We start from the raw sequence: 18,410 nt of genomic DNA, 5'->3' as shown, positions 1-18,410 counted from the left end.
GAGAGAGTGCTCCTACAAGGGAATGTGCGCCGCGGCCAGCAGCTCTTTGGTGTAAGGATGTTGCGGCGCATCGAACACCACATGGCTCGCACCGCGCTCCACCACCTTGCCGTCCTTGATCACGATCATGTCATGGGCCATGGCCCGCACTACCGCTAGGTCGTGGCTGATAAACAGGTAGGTCAGGCCGTATTTTTCCTGCAGTTCACGCAGCAGCGCCACCACTTGTTTCTGCACGGTGCGGTCGAGGGCCGAGGTCGGTTCGTCCAGCAGCATCAGCGCCGGCTTAAGCACCAGGGCGCGGGCGATGGCGATGCGCTGGCGCTGGCCGCCGGAAAATTCGTGCGGGTAACGGTGTCGGCTTTCGGGGTCGAGCCCCACATCCTTGAGCACCTGGATCACTTGCGCATCACGCTCGGCCAGGCTGCATGGCGCATGCACTTCCAGGCCCTCGCTGATGATCTGCTGCACCGACATGCGCGGGCTGAGGCTGCCGAACGGGTCTTGGAACACCACCTGCATCTGCTTGCGCCAGGAGCGCATCTGCTGGTTGTTCAGCGGGTCGAGGGCTTCACCCTGAAAACGAATACTGCCGGTGGAATCGAGCAAGCGCAGGATCGCCTGGCCGAGGGTGGATTTGCCCGAGCCGGACTCGCCGACAATCCCCAAGGTTTTGCCGCGCTGCACGCTAAGGCTGATGCCATCGACTGCGCGCAGCCAGGCTTTGCGCCTGAACAGCCCGCCGCCGAGGGGGAATTGCACGCTCAGATCGTCGACTTGCAATACGGTTTCGCGTTCATCACTGCACAGCGCATCACCGGCCGGCTCGGCGTCCAGCAGCAGGCGGCTGTAAGGGTGTTGCGGCGCCGTGAACAGCGTCTCGCAGTCGGCCTGCTCGACAATTTCCCCGGCACGCATCACGCACACGCGCTGGGCAATGCTGCGCACCAGGTTGAGGTCGTGGCTGATCAGCAGCAGCGACATGCCCAGGCGTTGTTGCAAGGACTTGAGCAGCAGCAGGATCTTGCGTTGCACGGTCACGTCCAGCGCAGTGGTGGGTTCATCGGCAATCAGCAGTTCCGGCTCGCAGGCCAGGGCCATGGCGATCATCACCCGCTGGCGCTGGCCGCCGGAGAGTTGATGCGGGTAAGCCTTGAGGCGCTCCTGGGGTTTCTGGATGCCTACCAGCTCGAGCAGCTCCAGAATGCGCGCCTGCGCCGCCTTGCCGCCCAGGCCCTTGTGCAGCAGCAGGGTTTCGCCGATTTGTTTTTCGATGCTGTGCAGCGGGTTGAGCGAGGTCATCGGCTCCTGGAAGATCATTGCAATGCGGTTGCCGCGCAGCTTTTGCAAGGTGGCCGCCGAGGCGCCGATCAGCTCCTGGCCGCGATACTTCACTGAGCCTGTGGTGTGGGTGCCGGCCTCAGGCAGCAGTTGCAGAATCGAGTGGGCGGTCACCGACTTGCCCGAACCCGACTCACCGACCAATGCCAGGCATTCGCCGGGGCGCACGTCCAGGCACAGGTTGCTCACCACGGTCTTGCCGTTGAAGGCGACGCAGAGGTCGCGGATCTCGATCAGGTTCATACGCAATTACTCATGAGCGTGGGTCGAAGGCATCACGCAATGCCTCGCCGATAAAGACCAGCAGCGACAGAATCAGCGCCAGGGTGAAAAACGCCGTCAGGCCCAGCCAGGGAGCTTGCAGGTTTTGCTTGCCCTGGGCGATCAGCTCGCCCAGGGATGCACTGCCGGCGGGCATGCCGAAACCGAGAAAATCCAGGGCGCTCAAAGTCGAAATCGCCCCGGTCAGGATAAACGGCAGGTAGCTCAAGGTGGCGGTCATGGCATTGGGCAGGATATGCCGGCGAATAATCTTGCCGTCACCCAGGCCCAAGGCCCGCGCAGCCTTGACGTATTCCAGGTTGCGCCCGCGCAGGAACTCGGCGCGCACCACGTCCACCAGGGCCAGCCAGGAAAACAGCGCCATGATCCCCAGCAGCCACCAGAAATTCGGCTCGACAAAACCGGACAAAATGATCAGCAGGTACAGCACCGGCAACCCGGACCACACTTCCAGAATGCGCTGACCGAGCAGGTCGACCCAGCCGCCGTAATAACCCTGCAACGCGCCGGCGGCAATGCCGATGGCGGCGCTGATCGCAGTGAGCGCCAAGGCAAACAGGATCGACACCCGTGCGCCAAAGATCACCCGCGCCAGCACATCGCGGGATTGATCGTCAGTGCCCAGCCAGTTCACCGTCGAGGGCGGGCTGGGGGCAGGGCGGGTCAGTTCGTAGTTAGGCGTGTCGTCGCTGAACGGGATCGGCGGGAACAGCATCCAGCCGCCGTCCTGTTTGATCAGCTTTTGCACGTAGTCACTGCGGTAGTCGGCCTGGAAGGGCAACTGGCCGCCGAACTGCTGCTCGGTGTAGCGCTTGAACACCGGGAAATACAGCTCGTTCTTGAAGCTCAGCACCAAGGGTTTGTCATTGGCGATCAACTCGCCGCCCAGGGTCAGGATAAACAGGCCGATAAACAGCCACAGCGACCACCAGCCACGGCGGTTCTTCTTGAAACGCTCGAAACGCCGACGGGCCACCGGAGACAGATTAAGCATCAGGCGTTCCTCGCGGCGAAGTCGATACGCGGGTCCACCAGGGTGTAGCAGAGGTCACCGATGAGTTTTATCAAGAGCCCGAACAGGGTGAAGATAAACAACGAACCAAACACCACCGGGTAGTCGCGGGACACGGCGGCTTCGTAACTCATGCGGCCCAGGCCATCGAGGGAAAAGATCACCTCGATCAGCAGCGAGCCGGCGAAAAACACGCTGATAAAGGCCTGGGGAATTCCCGAGATCACCAGCAGCATGGCGTTGCGAAACACATGGCCGTAGAGCACGCGGCGTTCACTCAAGCCCTTGGCGCGGGCGGTGACTACGTATTGGCGCGTTATTTCATTGAGGAATGAGTTTTTGGTGAGGATGGTCAGCGTGGCGAAACCGCCGATCACCAACGCGCTGACGGGCAACACCAGGTGCCAGAAGTAGTCGGCAATTTTGCCGATTGTGCTGAGTTCGTCGAAGTTCTCCGAGACCAGCCCGCGCACCGGGAACCAGTTCAGCGAGGTGCCACCGGCGAACAGCACGATCAGGAACATTGCAAACAGGAAGGCCGGCATGGCATAGCCGATGACAATCGCCGTGCTGCTCCACACGTCAAAGCTGCTGCCGTGGCGCACGGCCTTGCGAATTCCCAGGGGGATCGACACCAGGTAGGTGATCAGGGTGGCCCATAAACCGAGGGAAATGGTCACCGGCATTTTTTCCAGGATCAGGTCGATCACGCTTTTGCCGCGAAAGAAGCTGTTGCCGAAATCCAGCTGGGCGTAGTTCTTGAGCATCAGCCACAGGCGTTCCGGCGCGGGCTTGTCGAAGCCGTACTGTTTTTCGATGTCCTTGATCAATTTGGGGTCCAGGCCACGGCTGGCGCGCGAGCCGTTGACGGCTTCGCCGCCACCACCGCCGATACCGCCGCCACCGATGCCTTGCAGGTGGGCAATGGCCTGTTCAACCGGGCCGCCAGGCGCGGCCTGCACGATCACGAAATTGACCAGCAGGATAATCACCAGCGTGGGGATGATCAGCAGCAGGCGCCGCACGATATAGGCAAACATCAGCGGACACCTCCGCGTTTTTTCAGTTCGGCGTTCATTTGTTCATTGGTCAGTGGTGTGGGGCTGATTTCCCACCAGGTTTCCAGCGCCTCGTCGTTCTTGGCCTCGATGGCCGGGCGGCCGAAGCGGTTCCACCACGCCGCCGAGGTGCCCGGCGGGTAGTAGTTGGGGATCCACAGGTAGTTCCATTGCAGTACGCGGTCCAGCGCATGGGCGTAGGTGAGCATCTGCGCCTGGGTGTTGGCTTTGACCAGGCCGCTGATCAAGGTATCGACAGCTGGGTCTTTGAGCACCATGTAGTTATTCGCGCCTGGGTCGTAGGCGGCCTGCGAGCCGAAGTAGTTGTACAGCTCCATGCCTGGCGAGGTGGTGACGGGGAAGCCGATCACGATCATGTCGTAATCACGCGCCATCAAGCGGTTGACGTACTGGGACGAGTCAATCCTGCGGATATTCAGGGTGATGCCGATCTGCGCCAGGTTGCGTTTGTACGGCAACAACAGGCGTTCCAGGCCGGCCTGGGCATTGAGGAAGGTGAACTCCAGTGGCTCGCCGTCGGCGTTGACCAGCTTGTCGCCCTTGGGTTTCCAGCCGGCCTCTTCGAGCAGTGCCAGGGCTTGCAGCTGTTTGTCACGGATCATGCCGCTGCCGTCGGTGACCGGCGCCTTGAACACTTGGGTGAACACTTCGTCGGGCACCTGGCCGCGCAATGGCTCAAGAATCGCCAGTTCCTCTTGGGTCGGCGGTTGGCTGGCGGCCAGCGGGCTGTTGGAGAAGAAGCTCTGCTGGCGGATGTACAGGTTGCGCATCATCTGCCGGTTGGCCCATTCGAAGTCCCACAGCATCGCCAGCGCCTGGCGCACGCGGCGGTCCTTGAACATCGGCTTTTGCACGTTGAACACATAGCCCTGGGCCGGTTGCGGCATCTCCTTGGCCAAGTGCGCACGTTGCAGGCGGCCATCGTCGAGGGCCGGGCCGTTGTAGCCGATGGAGTAGCCGGTGGCGGAGAACTCGCGGTTGAAGTCATAGGCGCCGCCGCGCAGCACCTGGCGGGCCACCTCGGTGTCGCCGAAGTACTCCAGGCTCAGGTGATCGAAGTTGTACAGGCCACGGCTGACGGGCAAGTCCTTGCCCCACCAGTCGGGGTCGCGGGTGAAGGTGATGGTGCTGCCGGAGTCGATCTTGCTGATTTTATACGGGCCGCTGCCCAGCGGGGCTTCGTAGCCGCCACCGTTGGCGAAGTCGCGGGTTTTCCACCAATGCTCGGGGAACACCGGCAGGGTGGCGATATCCAGGGGCAGGGTGCGGTTTTCATTGCTGGAAAAGTCGAAGCGCACCTGGCGCTCGCCTTCGACTTCGACGTGTTTGACGTCGGCGAACAGAGTGCGAAAGCGCAGGCTGCCTTGGGTCATCAGCAGGTCGAAGCTGTAGCGTACGTCTTCGGCGGTGATCGGCGTGCCATCGGCAAAACGTGCCTTGGGGTTGAGGTAGAAGCGCAGCGACAGGCCGTCGTCGGCGCGTTCCATTTTTTCGGCGACCAGGCCGTAGACGGTGTAGGGCTCATCCAGGGAGCGCTGGGCCAGTGGGGCGTAGAGCCAGCCGTCGACCTGGGAGACGCCGATGCCTTTGTCGATGTAGGGCAGCACATGGTCAAAACGCCCGATCTCGATGGCCGAGCGGCGCAGGCTGCCGCCTTTGGGCGCATTCGGGTTGGCGTAGTCGAAATGGGTGAAGCCGGTGGGGTACTTGGCCGGCTCGCCGTACACCGTAAGGTAGGCTTGCGGGGCCGCGATCACGGCGGTGCTGGCCAGTAGCAGGGCCAGGGTGGAGCTGAAGAGTTTTGTGAAAAAAACCAATCGCATTATCAGCCTTGAGCGCCGGGTAAAGAGGATTAAGGACTTGTACGTTAACGGCTTATGGGGTGCCCGTCACCTGATGCACAACGGCCCACCAAAAGGCGGGCCGTTGTTTATAGCATCAGTGCAGAGAGGATCAATCCTCGCGGCTAGTGACTTCCAGCAGGTGGTAGCCGAACTGGGTTTTTACCGGGCCTTGCACGGTGTTGACCGGGGCGCTGAAGACGACGGTGTCGAATTCCTTGACCATCTGGCCTGGGCCGAACGAACCCAGGTCACCGCCTTGACGGCTGGATGGGCAGCTGGAGTTGGCTTTGGCGATTTCTGCGAAATCGGCGCCGCCTTCGATCTGGGCCTTGAGTGCGTTGCACTTGTCTTCGGAGGAAACGAGGATGTGGCGGGCGGTGGCTTTAGCCATGGGGGTAACTCCTTGAAGTAAAAAGGGTGAGCCTACCGGATTCAGGCGGTTTTTTGTTGGCAAAGTTCCATCTTGTGGTGGGGTGGGGTGATTGAGCACATATCCGTTGCAACTCGGTTTAAATGTGGGAGCGGGCTTGCTCGCGAATGCGGTGGGTCAGTTAATTCATCTGTTACTGATACACCGCATTCGCGAGCAAGCCCGCTCCCACCTTTGACCGAGTGTGGCTCTGCTGTTGCTTTGGCCCTTACATCCTTAGGCCGCCGTTACCCAAATAACGGATATGTACACGATCAAACCACAACAGCAGGCACCAAAAACGCCGCTTCCAACAACTGCCGCGTATAAGCATGCTGCGGATCGGCAAAGATCCCCGCCGCGTCCCCCTGTTCCACCACCTGCCCATGCTTGACCACCATCAACTGGTGACTCAACGCCTTCACCACCGCCAAATCATGGCTGATAAACAGGTACGTCAGGTTGTACTTGGCCTGCAAACCCCGCAACAACTCCACCACCTGCCGCTGCACCGTGCGGTCCAGCGCCGAGGTCGGCTCATCGAGCAATATCAAGCGCGGTTTGAGCACCAAGGCACGGGCGATGGCGATGCGTTGACGCTGCCCACCGGAAAACTCATGGGGGTAACGATGCCGCGAGTCCGGGTCCAGGCCCACTTCCTTGAGCGCCGCAATAATCGCCACCTCCTGCTCGGCCGGCGTGCCCATCTTATGGATACGTAAGCCTTCGCCAACAATCTCGCTCACACACATCCTGGGGCTCAAGCTGCCGAACGGGTCTTGAAACACCACCTGCATTTCCCGGCGCAGTGGGCGCACCTGTTGCTGAGTCAAGCGGTCAAGTTGCTGGCCTTCAAAGCGAATTCCGCCTTTGCTGGCGATCAGGCGCAGAATCGCCAGGCCCAGGGTGGATTTGCCCGAGCCGCTTTCACCGACGATGCCCAGCGTCTGGCCCTGGGGCAGGCTAAAGTTGATGCCATCCACCGCCTTGACGTAATCGACCGTGTTGCGCATAAAGCCCTTTTTGATCGGGAACCAGACCTTCAGGTCGTCAACTTCCAAAAGTGGCGGCCCGGCCTCGTTACTGGCCGGCCCACCGCTGGGTTCCGCCGCCAATAGCTCCTGGGTGTAAGGGTGCTGAGGTGACTGAAACAGCGTCTCGCAATCAGCCTGTTCAACGATGCAACCCTGCTGCATCACACACACGCGGTGGGCGATGCGCCGCACCAGGTTCAAATCGTGGCTGATCAGCAGCAAGGCCATGCCCAACCGGGCCTGCAGTTCTTTGAGCAGTTCCAGGATCTTCAATTGCACGGTGACGTCGAGGGCCGTGGTCGGTTCGTCGGCGATCAGCAGTTCGGGCTCGTTGGCCAACGCCATGGCGATCATCACCCGCTGGCGCTGGCCGCCGGACAGTTCGTGGGGCAAGGCTTTGAGGCGCTTGTGCGGCTCGGGGATGCCCACCAGTTCAAGCAGTTCCAGGGTGCGCCGGGTCGCGACCTTGCCGGTGAGGCCTTTGTGCAGGCCGAGCACTTCGTTGATCTGCTTCTCGATGGAGTGCAGCGGGTTCAGCGAGGTCATTGGCTCCTGAAAGATCATCGCAATGCGGTTGCCGCGAATATGCCGGATGGTTTTCTCTTTGAGGGTCAGCAGATCATGCCCGGAGTAACTGATGGTGCCGGCCGGGTGCCGCGCCAGTGGGTAGGGCAACAGGCGCAGGATCGAGTGGGCGGTCACCGATTTGCCCGAGCCGCTTTCCCCCACCAGCGCCAGGGTTTCGCCGCGCTTGATATCGAAGCTGACGTGGTTGACCACGCGGTGCTGATTGTCGCCGGTGACGAACTCGACGCAGAGGTCGCGGACTTCGATCAGATTGTCCTGATTCATCTCATTTCCTCGGGTCGAAGGCATCGCGAGCGGACTCGCCGATAAACACCAGCAAACTCAACATGATCGCCAGCACGGCAAACGCACTCATGCCCAGCCACGGTGCTTGCAGGTTGGATTTGCCTTGGGCCACCAGTTCGCCCAGGGACGGCGAGCCGGCCGGCAGGCCGAAGCCGAGAAAATCCAGGGCGGTAAGGGTGCCGATGGCGCCGGTGAGGATGAACGGCATAAAGGTCATGGTCGAGACCATGGCATTGGGCAGGATATGCCGGAACATGATCGCGCCGTTCTGCATGCCCAACGCTCGGGCTGCGCGCACGTATTCCAGGTTGCGCCCGCGCAGGAACTCGGCGCGCACCACGTCCACCAGGCTCATCCACGAAAACAGCAGCATGATGCCCAGCAACCACCAGAAGTTGGGCTGCACAAAGCTGGCGAGGATGATCAGCAGGTACAGCACCGGCAAACCCGACCAGATCTCCAGGAAACGCTGCCCGGCCAGGTCGACCCAGCCGCCATAGAAGCCCTGCAAGGCGCCGGCGGCGACGCCGATGATCGAGCTGAGCACGGTCAGCGTCAGGGCAAACAGCACCGACACACGAAAGCCGTAGATCACGCGCGCCAGCACATCGCGGCCCTGGTCGTCGGTGCCCAGCAGGTTCACCGAAGACGGCGGCGCTGGCGCGGGGACTTTCAGGTCATAGTTGATGCTCTGGTAGCTGAACGGGATGGGCGCCCACAGCGTCCAGGCGTCCTTGGCCTTGAGCAGTTCCTGGATATACGGGCTCTTGTAGTTGGCTTCCAGCGGGAACTCGCCGCCGAAGGTGGTCTCCGGGTAGCGTTTGAGCGCCGGGAAATACCAGCCACCGTCGAAATGGACTGCCAGCGGTTTGTCGTTGGCGATCAACTCGGCGCCCAGGCTCAGCACAAATAGAATCAGGAACAGCCACAGCGACCACCAGCCACGTTTGTTGGCTTTGAAGCGTTCGAACCGGCGGCGATTGAGGGGGGACAGGTTCATCTCAATGCTCCCGGCTGGCAAAGTCGATACGCGGATCGACCAGAGTGTAGGTGAGGTCGCCGATCAACTTCACGATCAACCCCAGCAAGGTGAAGATAAACAACGTGCCGAACACCACCGGGTAATCGCGGTTGATCGCCGCTTCAAAGCTCATCAGGCCCAGGCCGTCGAGGGAAAAGATCACCTCGACCAGCAGCGAGCCGGTGAAGAAAATCCCGATAAACGCCGAAGGGAAACCGGCAATCACCAGCAGCATGGCGTTACGAAACACATGGCCGTAGAGCACGCGGTGGTTGGTCAGGCCTTTGGCTTTGGCGGTGACCACGTACTGTTTGTTGATTTCGTCGAGGAAGCTGTTTTTGGTGAGCAGGGTCATGGTCGCGAAGTTGCCGATGACCAGCGCGGTGACGGGCAGGGCCAGGTGCCAGAAGTAATCGAGGATCTTGCCGCCCCAGCTCAGTTCTTCGAAGTTGTTGGAGGTCAGCCCGCGCAAGGGGAACCAGTCCAGGTAACTGCCGCCGGCAAACACCACGATCAGCAGGATCGCGAACAAAAACGCCGGGATCGCATAGCCGACGATGATCGCCGAACTGGTCCACACATCGAAGTGGCTGCCATGCCGCGTGGCCTTGGCGATGCCCAGCGGGATCGACACCAGGTACATGATCAGCGTGCTCCATAACCCGAGGGAGATGGACACCGGCATCTTTTCCTTGATCAGGTCAATGACCTTGGCGTCGCGAAAGAAGCTGTCGCCGAAATCCAGGCGTGCATAGTTCTTGACCATGATCCACAAACGTTCCGGCGCCGACTTGTCGAAGCCGTACATCTTTTCGATTTCCTTGATCAGCGCCGGGTCCAGGCCCTGGGCGCCACGGTAGCTGGAACCGGCCACCGAGACCTCGGCACCGCCACCGGCGATGCGGCTGGTGGCGCCGTCGAACCCTTCGAGTTTGGCGATCATCTGTTCCACCGGGCCACCGGGGGCGGCCTGGATGATGATGAAGTTGATCAGCAAGATCCCGAACAGCGTGGGGATGATCAGCAACAGGCGGCGAACAATATAGGCCAGCATTTAATCGCCTCCGCTCGCCGGATCGGCGCTTTGGACAGTATCGACGGCAGGTTTGACTTCAGGTTTGGCCCACCAGGTGGCCGTGCCGACGTCGTAGCGTGGCGGGACCTTGGGGTGACCCAAGTGATCCCAGTACGCCACGCGGTAGGTCTTGATGTGCCAGTTGGGGATCACGTAGTAGCCAAACTGCAAGACCCGATCCAGCGCCTTGGCGTGGTCAACCAGGCTTTGGCGCGAGTCGGCGTTGATCAACTCTTCGACGAGTTGGTCGACCACCGGGTCCTTGAGGCCCATGTAGTTGCGGCTGCCGGATTTGTCGGCGGCGGCGGACGACCAGAATTCGCGCTGCTCGTTACCCGGCGAGGTGGACTGCGGGAAGCTGCCTACCAGCATGTCGAAGTCCCGTGAACGCAGGCGGTTGATGTATTGCGAAACGTCAACGCGGCGGATCACCAGGTTGATCCCAAGGTCTGCCAGGTTGCGCTTGAAGGGCAGCAGTACCCGTTCGAAATCGGTCTGGGTCAACAGAAACTCGATGTTTACCGGCTTGCCGGTGGCGTCGACCATCTTGTCGTCGACGATCTTCCAGCCAGCCTCCTGCAACAGCTGGTAAGCCTCACGCTGCTGGGTGCGGATCATGCCGCTGCCGTCGGTTTTGGCCGGCTCAAAGGCTTGGGTGAAGACCTCGGCGGGGAGCTTGTCGCGAAACGGCGCGAGGATGGCGGTTTCCGCCGGGCCGGGCAGGCCGGTGGCGGCCATTTCCGAGTTTTCGAAGTAACTGCGGGTGCGGGTGTAGGCGCCATTGAACAGCTGTTTGTTGCTCCACTCGAAATCCAGCAACAGACTGATGGCCTTGCGCACCCGCACATCCTGGAACATCGGTTTGCGCGTGTTGAACACAAACCCCTGCATGCCGGTGGGGTTGCCGTTGGGGATCTCTTCCTTGATCAACCGGCCCTGGGCCACGGCCGGAATGTTGTAGGCGTTGGCCCAGTTTTTGGCGCTGAACTCCAGCCAGTAGTCGAACTGCCCGGCCTTCAAGGCTTCCAGGGCCACGGTGCTGTCACGGTAGTAGTCGGTGATGCGGTTGTCGAAGTTGTAGAAACCCTGGGTCACCGGCAGGTCCTTGGCCCAGTAGTCCTTGACTCGCGCATAGCGCACCATGCGCCCCGGCTTGACCTCGGCGACCTTGTACGGGCCGCTGCCCAGCGGTATTTCCAGGTTGCCCTTGGCAAAGTCACGCGTCGCCCACCAATGCTTGGGCAATACCGGCAGTTGGCCGAGGATCAGCGGCAATTCACGGTTATTGGTGCGCTTGAACTTGAACAGCACACGCAGCGGGTCTTCGGCGACCACTTCGTCGACGTCGGCGTAGTAGTTGCGGTAGAGCGGCGAACCGTCCTTGATCAGCGCCTGGAAGGTGAACACCACGTCTTCGGCACGGATCGGGTGGCCATCATGGAAGCGCGCTTCGGGGCGCAGGTAGAAGCGCACCCAGCTGTTGTCCGGGGCCTTTTCGATCTTGCCGGCCACCAGGCCGTATTCGGTGACGGGCTCGTCCAGGCTTTGCATGGCCAGGGTGTCGTAGATCAGCGGCAGGTTGTCTGCGGGCACGCCTTTGCTGATGTAGGGGTTGAGGCTGTCGAAGCCGCCCATGCTCGACTCACGGAACGTGCCGCCCTTGGGCGCGTCAGGGTTTACATAGTCGAAATGCTTGAAGTCGGCGGGGTACTTGGGTGGCTCGCTGTACAGCGTCAGCGCATGTTGCGGCGCGGCGTTGGCTGCGCCGCACGCTAACAAGGCGCCAAACAAGGCGGTGCGCAAAGTCATCATTGGGCTTTCTCCGAAGCTTTCAGCCACCATGCGCTCAGGCCCAGGCTGTAGGGCGGCGTGATGACAAAGGCGAACCGGTTGCGGTACGCCAAGCGATGATAGTTGAGGTACCAGTTGGGAATACTGTAGTGCTGCCACAGCAGCACCCGGTCGAGGGCGCGGCCGGCGGCCAATTGTTCTTCGCGGGTCTGCGCCGCCAGTAGCTGCTCGAGCAGGTGATCGACCACCGGGTTGGTGATGCCGGCGTAGTTTTTGCTGCCCTTGATGGCCGCCTGGCTGGAGTGGAAGTACTGCCACTGCTCAAGGCCGGGGCTCAAGGTCTGGTTGAGGGTGATCAGGACCATGTCGTAGTCGAACTGATCCAGGCGCTGCTTGTATTGCGCCCGGTCAACGGTGCGCAGGCGCGCGTCGATGCCGATGCTTTTGAGATTTTCGACGTAGGGCTGCAGGATGCGTTCAAGGTTGGGGTTGACCAACAGGATCTCGAAGCGCAGCGGTTGGCCCTTGCTGTCGAGCAGGCGCTGGTCGGAGAGTTTCCAGCCGGCGTCGCCGAGCAACGCCAGGGCGCGGCGCAGCGTCTCGCGCGGAACGCCACGCCCATCGGTCTGCGGCAGGCTGAAGGCTTGGGTGAACAGGTTGGGCGGCAACTGATCGCGGTAGGGCGAGAGCATCAGCCATTCATGCCCCACCGGTACGCCGGTCGCCGAAAACTCGCTGTTGGGGTAGTAACTCAGCGTGCGTTTATAGGCGCTGCTGAACAGGGTGCGGTTGGTCCATTCAAAATCGAACATCAACCCGAGCGCCTCACGCACCTTGGCCTGGCTGAAGGTCGGCCGCCGCGTGTTCATGAACAGACCCTGGCTCTGGGTCGGGATCTGGTGGGCGATCTGCGCCTTGATCACGTCGCCGCGGTTGACCGCCGGGAAGTTGTAGCCGGTGGCCCAGTTCTTGGCCTGGTGTTCGATATAGATATCGAACTCACCGGCCTTAAAGGCTTCGAAGGCCACGTCGCTGTCGCGGTAAAACTCCACTTCGACCTTGTCGTAGTTGTAGAAACCCTGGTTGACCGGCAGGTCTTTGCCCCAGTAATTCTTGACCCGCTCGAACACCAGTTGGCGGCCGGGCGTGACCTTGGTGATGCGATAGGGTCCGCTGCCCAAGGGCGGCTCGAAGGTGGTGGCCTTGAAGTCGCGGTTTTTCCAGTAATGCTGGGGCAGTACTGGCAACTCGCCCAGACGCAGGATCAGCAGCGGGTTGCCGGCGCGTTTGAACACAAAACGGATGCGATGGCGGTTGAGGATGTCGACCCGCGCCACTTCTTGAAGGTTGGTGCGGTACTGCGGGTGGCCTTCGGTGAGCAGGGTGCGATAGGAAAACGCCACGTCATAGGCGGTGATCGGCTTGCCATCATGGAAACGCGCTTCCGGGCGCAGGTTGAACACCACCCAACTGCGGTCCTCGCTGTACTCCACCGATTGGGCGATCAGCCCGTAGCTGGAGGTGGGCTCGTCACCGGAAGGCGCGTACTGGCCAGTGCCGACCATCAGCGGCTCGTTCAGCTCGTTGACGCCGTATTGCAGGAAGTTGGGCGTGGAAACCGGGCTGGTGCCCTTGAAGGTGTAGGGGTTGAGGGTATCGAAGGTGCCAAATGCCATGACCCGCAATGTCCCGCCTTTGGGCGCTGCAGGGTTTACCCAATCGAAGTGGGTGAATTTTGCCGGGTACTTGAGTCTGCCGAACTGCGTATAACCGTGGCTCTCGGTAATCGTCGCGTTCGCAGCAAAGCTCAAGGCCAGACTTATTAGTAGAAGGAGGGGACGCTTCAAGTCAGAGATCCGATCCAGGCGGCTTGGGCTTTATGATCGGTACAGTAACAGCTTGTTCCGGTTGGAAAAAGGTGGCTGAAAACACTGGGGTCAGGGTTGGGAAGGTATCGAATTGGGTGAAGATCAAATGTGGGAGCTGGCTTGCCTGCGATGCAGGCACCTCGGTACATCTGTTGCATCGAGGTGATGCTATCGCAGGCAAGCCAGCTCCCACACAAGCCAGCTCCCCGCAGGAATTTATCTTGGTCCCGAAACCACCAGCATCTGCCCCGGCTTCAGCGCCTGGCCAGTACGCGGGTTCCAACGCTTGAGATGTTGCATCTCCACGTTGAAGCGCTTGGCGACGATGTACAGCGAGTCGCCTTTCTTGACCTTGTACTGCACCGGCTTCTTGCTGCTGGCCACCAGTTTGCGGGTGTCCTGCATCACCAGGGTCTGGCCGACCTTAAGGGCCTGGCCGTTGAGCTTGTTCCAGCGCTGCAGGTCATGCACATCGACCTTGTTCGCCTTGGCGATCAGCGTGAGGTTGTCGCCACTGCGCACCTTGTAGTTGCGGGTGCGCCCGGCTACCCGTGTGCTCTCAACTTCGTCGAACACCTGCTTTTTAGGGCGCATCGCCAGCAATTCTTCAGGCTTCATCGTCGAAAGTGTGCTGGTGAGCAACTGCGCCTTGGAGCTGGGCACGAGCAAATGCTGCGGGCCGTCCAGGGTGGTACGTTGTTTCAGGGCCGGGTTGAGCTGGAACAGTTCGTCTTCGTCGATCTCGGCCAGCGCGGCAACCCGGGACAGGTCCATGCTTTGCTTGACTTCAACCACTTCGAAGTACGGCGTGTTGGCAATCGGGCTCAGGTTGACGCCGTAGGCCTCGGGGGCCAGCACCACTTGGGACAGCGCCAGGAACTTGGGCACGTAGTCCTTGGTTTCCTGGGGCAGGGGCAGGTTCCAATAGTCGGTAGGCAGGCCGAGCTTTTCGTTGCGCTCGATGGCCCGGCTGACCGTGCCTTCGCCGGCGTTGTAGGCCGCCAGGGCCAGCAACCAGTCGCCGTTGAACATGTCGTGCAGACGTGTCAGATAGTCCAGGGCGGCGGTGGTGGAGGCGGTGATATCGCGGCGGCCGTCGTAGGCGCGGGTCTGGCGCAGGTTGAAGTAGCGCCCGGTGGAGGGGATGAACTGCCACAAACCGACCGCATCGCTGCGCGAATAGGCCATGGGGTTGTAGGCACTTTCGATCACTGGCAGCAGCGCCAGCTCCAGGGGCATGTTGCGTTCTTCAAGGCGTTCGACGATGTAATGAATGTAGAGGCTGCCGCGTTCTCCGGCGTTCTCTAAAAAGGACGGGTTGCTGACGAACCACAAGCGTTGTTGCTCGATGCGCGGGTTCACACCCAGGCCGTCCTGCAATTGAAAGCCCCGGCGCATGCGTTCCCAGACATCCTGGGGCACTTCGGGGCTAGGCTTCTCTGAGAGCCAAATAGGTTTTTGCTTGATCTTGGCAGCAAGATTGGGTTTGGGTTGCACGGTGGATTGTGCAGCGAAATTGGTCGATTGGCAGCCCGCCAGAGTCGCGGAAACGGCCACCGCCACGGCTTGAGCCAGGCGGGTCAATGCGTCTGAAGAAATGGATTTACGAATAGATGACGACATTGGCTGGAAGTAAGTTCCGGGCAAAAATGTCGGGCGATTCTAGAAAGCGCTTTGGTTCCGGTCAACCATTCAGAAATTCCGTATCAGATTGCATCCGCTTAGAACTTATCTTTCCAAGCCCTCAAGCTAGCAAACACCTCGGCCCCAGTGCGGTTGTCGCGACCATTCCGTTCGTCCGCTTTTTGTTTAACGGATGTTTCGGTGGTACGCAGAAAAGGGTTAGTACGTTTTTCCAGGGCCAGGTTGGACGGCAGCGTCATCTCGCCACGGGCGCGCAATTGCTTGACGGTTTCGACACGTTCGGCGATATCGGCATTGTCCGGTTCCACAGCCTGGGCAAATTTAAGGTTACTTTGCGTGTACTCGTGGGTGCAGTACACCAGCGTGTCGGCGGGCAGGGCGGCCAGGCGCTCGAGCGAGGTGTGCATTTGTTCCGGGGTGCCTTCGAACAGGCGCCCGCAGCCGGCGGCAAACAGGGTGTCGCCACAAAACAGCACGCCCTGGTGGTAATAGGCGATATGGCCGAGGGTATGGCCGGGCACGCTATAAACGTCGAAGTCCCAGCCGAGTGCGCTGATGCGCTCGTTATCGTGCAGGGCCACGTCGCGCGCCGGGATTTTCTCGTTCGCCGGGCCGTAGACCTGGGCGCCGGTTACCTGTTTGAGCTGTTCGACGCCGCCGACATGATCATGATGGTGGTGGGTTATCAGGATGTCGCTGAGCCTGTACCCAGGGTTTTGCTTGAGCCAGGCCAGCACCGGCGCGGCATCGCCGGGGTCGACCACGGCGCAGCGTTGGGTATCGGGGTCTTGTAACAACCAGATGTAGTTATCGGTGAAGGCGGGCAGGGCACTGATCTGTATCATTCTTCGATTCGCCAAGCTGAACACATTGGTGCATCTTAGAACGTCTAGGCGAGTTGGAGAATGCAATGACTGATAAAGCGTTCGCCCAGGCCGATCCTGAATGGCTGGCCCTGATCAGCGCAGCCCGTGATTGGCTGTCCGGGCCGATCGGGCAATTTTTGTTGGATGAAGAGCGGCGCATGCTCGAAGACGAGCTGGGCCGGTTCTTTGGTGGTTACCTGGTGCACTACGGCCCGTCGGCGCAGACGCCGCCCGCTGCGCCGCAGGTGCAACGCAATGTGCGCCTGGGCGCGCCGTTGCCTGGGGTCGAGATTGTTTGCGAGGAACAGGCCTGGCCGCTGAGCGAACATGCTGCCGATGTGGTGGTGCTGCAGCATGGCCTGGATTTCTGCCTGTCGCCCCACGGTTTGCTGCGCGAGGCCGCCAGCAGCGTGCGCCCAGGTGGCCACTTGCTGATTATCGGCATCAACCCCTGGAGCAGTTGGGGCCTGCGCCATGTGTTCGCCCATGATGGCCTGCGCCAGGCGCGCTGCATCGCGCCGTCGCGGGTCGGTGACTGGTTGAACCTGCTGGGCTTCGCGCTGGAGAAACGCCGCTTCGGGTGCTATCGTCCGCCGCTTGCGTCTGCCAAGTGGCAAGGCCGGCTGGCCGGCTGGGAGCGCCGCGCAGGTGCCTGGCAGCTGTCGGGCGGCGGCTTCTATTTATTGGTCGCGCGCAAGATCGTGGTCGGGCTGCGGCCGGTGCGTCAGGTGGCGCGTCAGCCCATGGGCAAGCTGGTGCCGATGCCGATGGCCAAGGTCAACCGCAAGCAAAGCGAACCGTAAAACCCTCTTTTTGATTTAAGACCGAGCAACTGATGACCGATACCGTAGAACTCTTCACCGATGGCGCCTGCAAGGGCAACCCTGGCCCCGGCGGCTGGGGCGCGTTGCTGGTGTGCAAAGGCGTGGAGAAGGAACTGTGGGGCGGCGAAGCCAACACCACCAACAACCGCATGGAACTGATGGGCGCCATTCGCGGCCTCGAAGAACTCAAGCGTCGCTGTGACGTGCTGTTGGTCACCGACTCGCAATACGTGATGAAGGGCATCAACGAGTGGATGGTGAACTGGAAGAAGCGCGGCTGGAAAACCGCGGCCAAGGAGCCGGTAAAGAATGCCGACCTGTGGCAATTGCTCGATGAGCAATGCAACCGCCATGACATCACCTGGAAATGGGTACGCGGCCACATCGGCCACCCGGGCAACGAACGCGCCGACCAGTTGGCCAATCGTGGCGTGGATGAAGTGCGGGGCTACAAACAGAGCTGAGCCGGCTGACGTGTTAACATCGCGCCCCTTGATTCACACCACACTGCACACCACCGTTGAGAGCTGAACCCTGATGGCCATCCGATCTGTTGTACTCGATACCGAAACCACCGGCATGCCGGTGACCGATGGTCACCGGATCATTGAAATCGGCTGTGTCGAACTGATGGGTCGGCGTCTCACCGGGCGCCACTTTCACGTCTACCTGCAACCGGATCGCGACAGTGACGAAGGCGCGATTGGCGTCCACGGTATCACTGATGAATTCCTCAAGGGCAAGCCGCGCTTCGCTGAAGTGGCGGACGAGTTTTTCGACTTCATCAACGGCGCTCAGCTGATCATCCATAACGCGGCGTTCGACGTCGGCTTCATCAATAACGAGTTTGCCCTGATGGGGCAGACCGAGCGTGCGGATATCTCCCAGCACTGCTCGATCCTCGATACCTTGATGATGGCCCGTGAGCGTCACCCCGGCCAGCGCAACAGCCTGGATGCCTTGTGCAAGCGTTATGGCGTCGACAACTCCGGCCGTGAACTGCACGGCGCCTTGCTCGACTCCGAGATTCTCGCCGACGTTTACCTGACCATGACCGGCGGGCAGACCAGCCTGTCCCTGGCGGGTAATGCCTCCGATGGCAGCGGCTCGGCAGAAGGTTCGGGCAACCGGCCTTCGGAAATCCGCCGCTTGGCGGCGGATCGCAAGCCGACCACCATTATCCGTGCCAGCGAGCAGGATTTGGCCGAGCATGCGGCGCGCTTGGAAGCGATTGCCAAGTCGGCAGGTGCGCCGGCGTTGTGGTCGCAATTGACTCAGCAATAACTTCATAGGGTGCGGGCCACATCAGCCCGCACACCCACCTTGACCCCCGGATTAACTGGCTCGGCAACGCTTCTTGCGTGTGGCGCATGAACGCTGTGGGCGATGTTTTTACCTTCTCCTTTGAGTATTTATGCATTTGTGCATATTTCGGTTGAGTCGAAAG

At 60.8% G+C, this 18,410-nt stretch carries 15 protein-coding genes; 3 read left to right on the top strand and 12 right to left on the bottom strand.

Features of this window, described 5'->3' with window-relative positions; all coding sequences use genetic code 11:
- Positions 1 to 12: 12 nt before the first annotated feature.
- From FFI16_RS14265 to gloB, 12 genes are all read right to left on the bottom strand, one after another.
- Positions 13 to 1,584 carry an ABC transporter ATP-binding protein gene (locus FFI16_RS14265; protein WP_138815755.1) on the bottom strand — a complete coding sequence of 524 codons (1,572 nt, stop codon included), beginning with the start codon at positions 1,582 to 1,584 and terminating at the stop codon, positions 13 to 15.
- 10 nt (positions 1,585 to 1,594) lie between these two features.
- Positions 1,595 to 2,617: an ABC transporter permease gene (locus tag FFI16_RS14260; RefSeq protein ID WP_056859498.1), complete on the bottom strand. Its 1,023-nt coding sequence runs from the start codon at positions 2,615 to 2,617 to the stop codon at positions 1,595 to 1,597.
- Positions 2,617 to 3,675, bottom strand: coding sequence for a microcin C ABC transporter permease YejB (locus FFI16_RS14255; RefSeq protein ID WP_069788428.1), 1,059 nt, complete (start codon positions 3,673 to 3,675; stop codon positions 2,617 to 2,619). The genes FFI16_RS14260 and FFI16_RS14255 overlap by 1 nt, the downstream gene beginning before the upstream one ends.
- Complete coding sequence (locus FFI16_RS14250) at positions 3,675 to 5,537, bottom strand: extracellular solute-binding protein (RefSeq protein ID WP_138815756.1); 1,863 nt, start codon at positions 5,535 to 5,537, stop codon at positions 3,675 to 3,677. Before FFI16_RS14250 ends, FFI16_RS14255 begins: the two co-directional genes overlap by 1 nt.
- A 130-nt stretch (positions 5,538 to 5,667) precedes the next feature.
- Positions 5,668 to 5,949, bottom strand: coding sequence for a peptidylprolyl isomerase (locus tag FFI16_RS14245; protein ID WP_138815757.1), 282 nt, complete (start codon positions 5,947 to 5,949; stop codon positions 5,668 to 5,670).
- 293 nt (positions 5,950 to 6,242) lie between these two features.
- On the bottom strand, positions 6,243 to 7,853 hold the full coding sequence (locus tag FFI16_RS14240) for an ABC transporter ATP-binding protein (RefSeq protein ID WP_138815758.1): 1,611 nt from the start codon (positions 7,851 to 7,853) through the stop codon (positions 6,243 to 6,245).
- A 1-nt stretch (position 7,854) separates the two neighbouring features.
- Positions 7,855 to 8,874 (bottom strand): ABC transporter permease, encoded by a 1,020-nt coding sequence (locus FFI16_RS14235; RefSeq protein ID WP_138815759.1) that lies wholly within the window; start codon positions 8,872 to 8,874, stop codon positions 7,855 to 7,857.
- Position 8,875: 1 nt separating this feature from the next.
- On the bottom strand, positions 8,876 to 9,949 hold the full coding sequence (locus tag FFI16_RS14230; RefSeq protein ID WP_056859494.1) for a microcin C ABC transporter permease YejB: 1,074 nt from the start codon (positions 9,947 to 9,949) through the stop codon (positions 8,876 to 8,878).
- A complete protein-coding gene (locus FFI16_RS14225; protein WP_138815760.1) occupies positions 9,950 to 11,782 on the bottom strand; it encodes an extracellular solute-binding protein in 1,833 nt (610 codons plus the stop codon). It lies immediately after the preceding gene.
- A complete protein-coding gene (locus tag FFI16_RS14220; RefSeq protein WP_138815761.1) occupies positions 11,779 to 13,608 on the bottom strand; it encodes an extracellular solute-binding protein in 1,830 nt (609 codons plus the stop codon). The genes FFI16_RS14225 and FFI16_RS14220 overlap by 4 nt, the downstream gene beginning before the upstream one ends.
- Positions 13,609 to 13,845: 237 nt before the next feature.
- Positions 13,846 to 15,252: a transglycosylase SLT domain-containing protein gene (locus FFI16_RS14215; RefSeq protein ID WP_138815762.1), complete on the bottom strand. Its 1,407-nt coding sequence runs from the start codon at positions 15,250 to 15,252 to the stop codon at positions 13,846 to 13,848.
- A gap of 98 nt (positions 15,253 to 15,350) precedes the next feature.
- Positions 15,351 to 16,118, bottom strand: a complete 768-nt coding sequence (gene gloB / locus FFI16_RS14210; protein ID WP_138815763.1) for a hydroxyacylglutathione hydrolase — start codon at positions 16,116 to 16,118, stop codon at positions 15,351 to 15,353.
- Between the two features lie 65 nt (positions 16,119 to 16,183).
- Between gloB and FFI16_RS14205 the strand changes: the two genes are divergently transcribed.
- The 3 genes from FFI16_RS14205 (at position 16,184) to dnaQ (ending at position 18,247) form a co-directional block, all read left to right on the top strand.
- Complete coding sequence (locus tag FFI16_RS14205; protein WP_017136933.1) at positions 16,184 to 16,942, top strand: class I SAM-dependent methyltransferase; 759 nt, start codon at positions 16,184 to 16,186, stop codon at positions 16,940 to 16,942.
- A 32-nt stretch (positions 16,943 to 16,974) separates the two neighbouring features.
- Entirely contained in the window at positions 16,975 to 17,427 is a 453-nt protein-coding gene (gene rnhA / locus FFI16_RS14200; protein ID WP_017136932.1) for a ribonuclease HI, read from the top strand.
- Between the two features lie 79 nt (positions 17,428 to 17,506).
- Positions 17,507 to 18,247, top strand: a complete 741-nt coding sequence (dnaQ, locus tag FFI16_RS14195; protein ID WP_178112739.1) for a DNA polymerase III subunit epsilon — start codon at positions 17,507 to 17,509, stop codon at positions 18,245 to 18,247.
- Positions 18,248 to 18,410: the final 163 nt, after the last annotated feature.

It is taken from the genome of Pseudomonas sp. KBS0710 (assembly GCF_005938045.2).
Classification (GTDB): domain Bacteria; phylum Pseudomonadota; class Gammaproteobacteria; order Pseudomonadales; family Pseudomonadaceae; genus Aquipseudomonas.
Note: the sequence above shows the minus strand (reverse complement) of the source record. Positions and strands in the feature narration are given on the sequence as shown.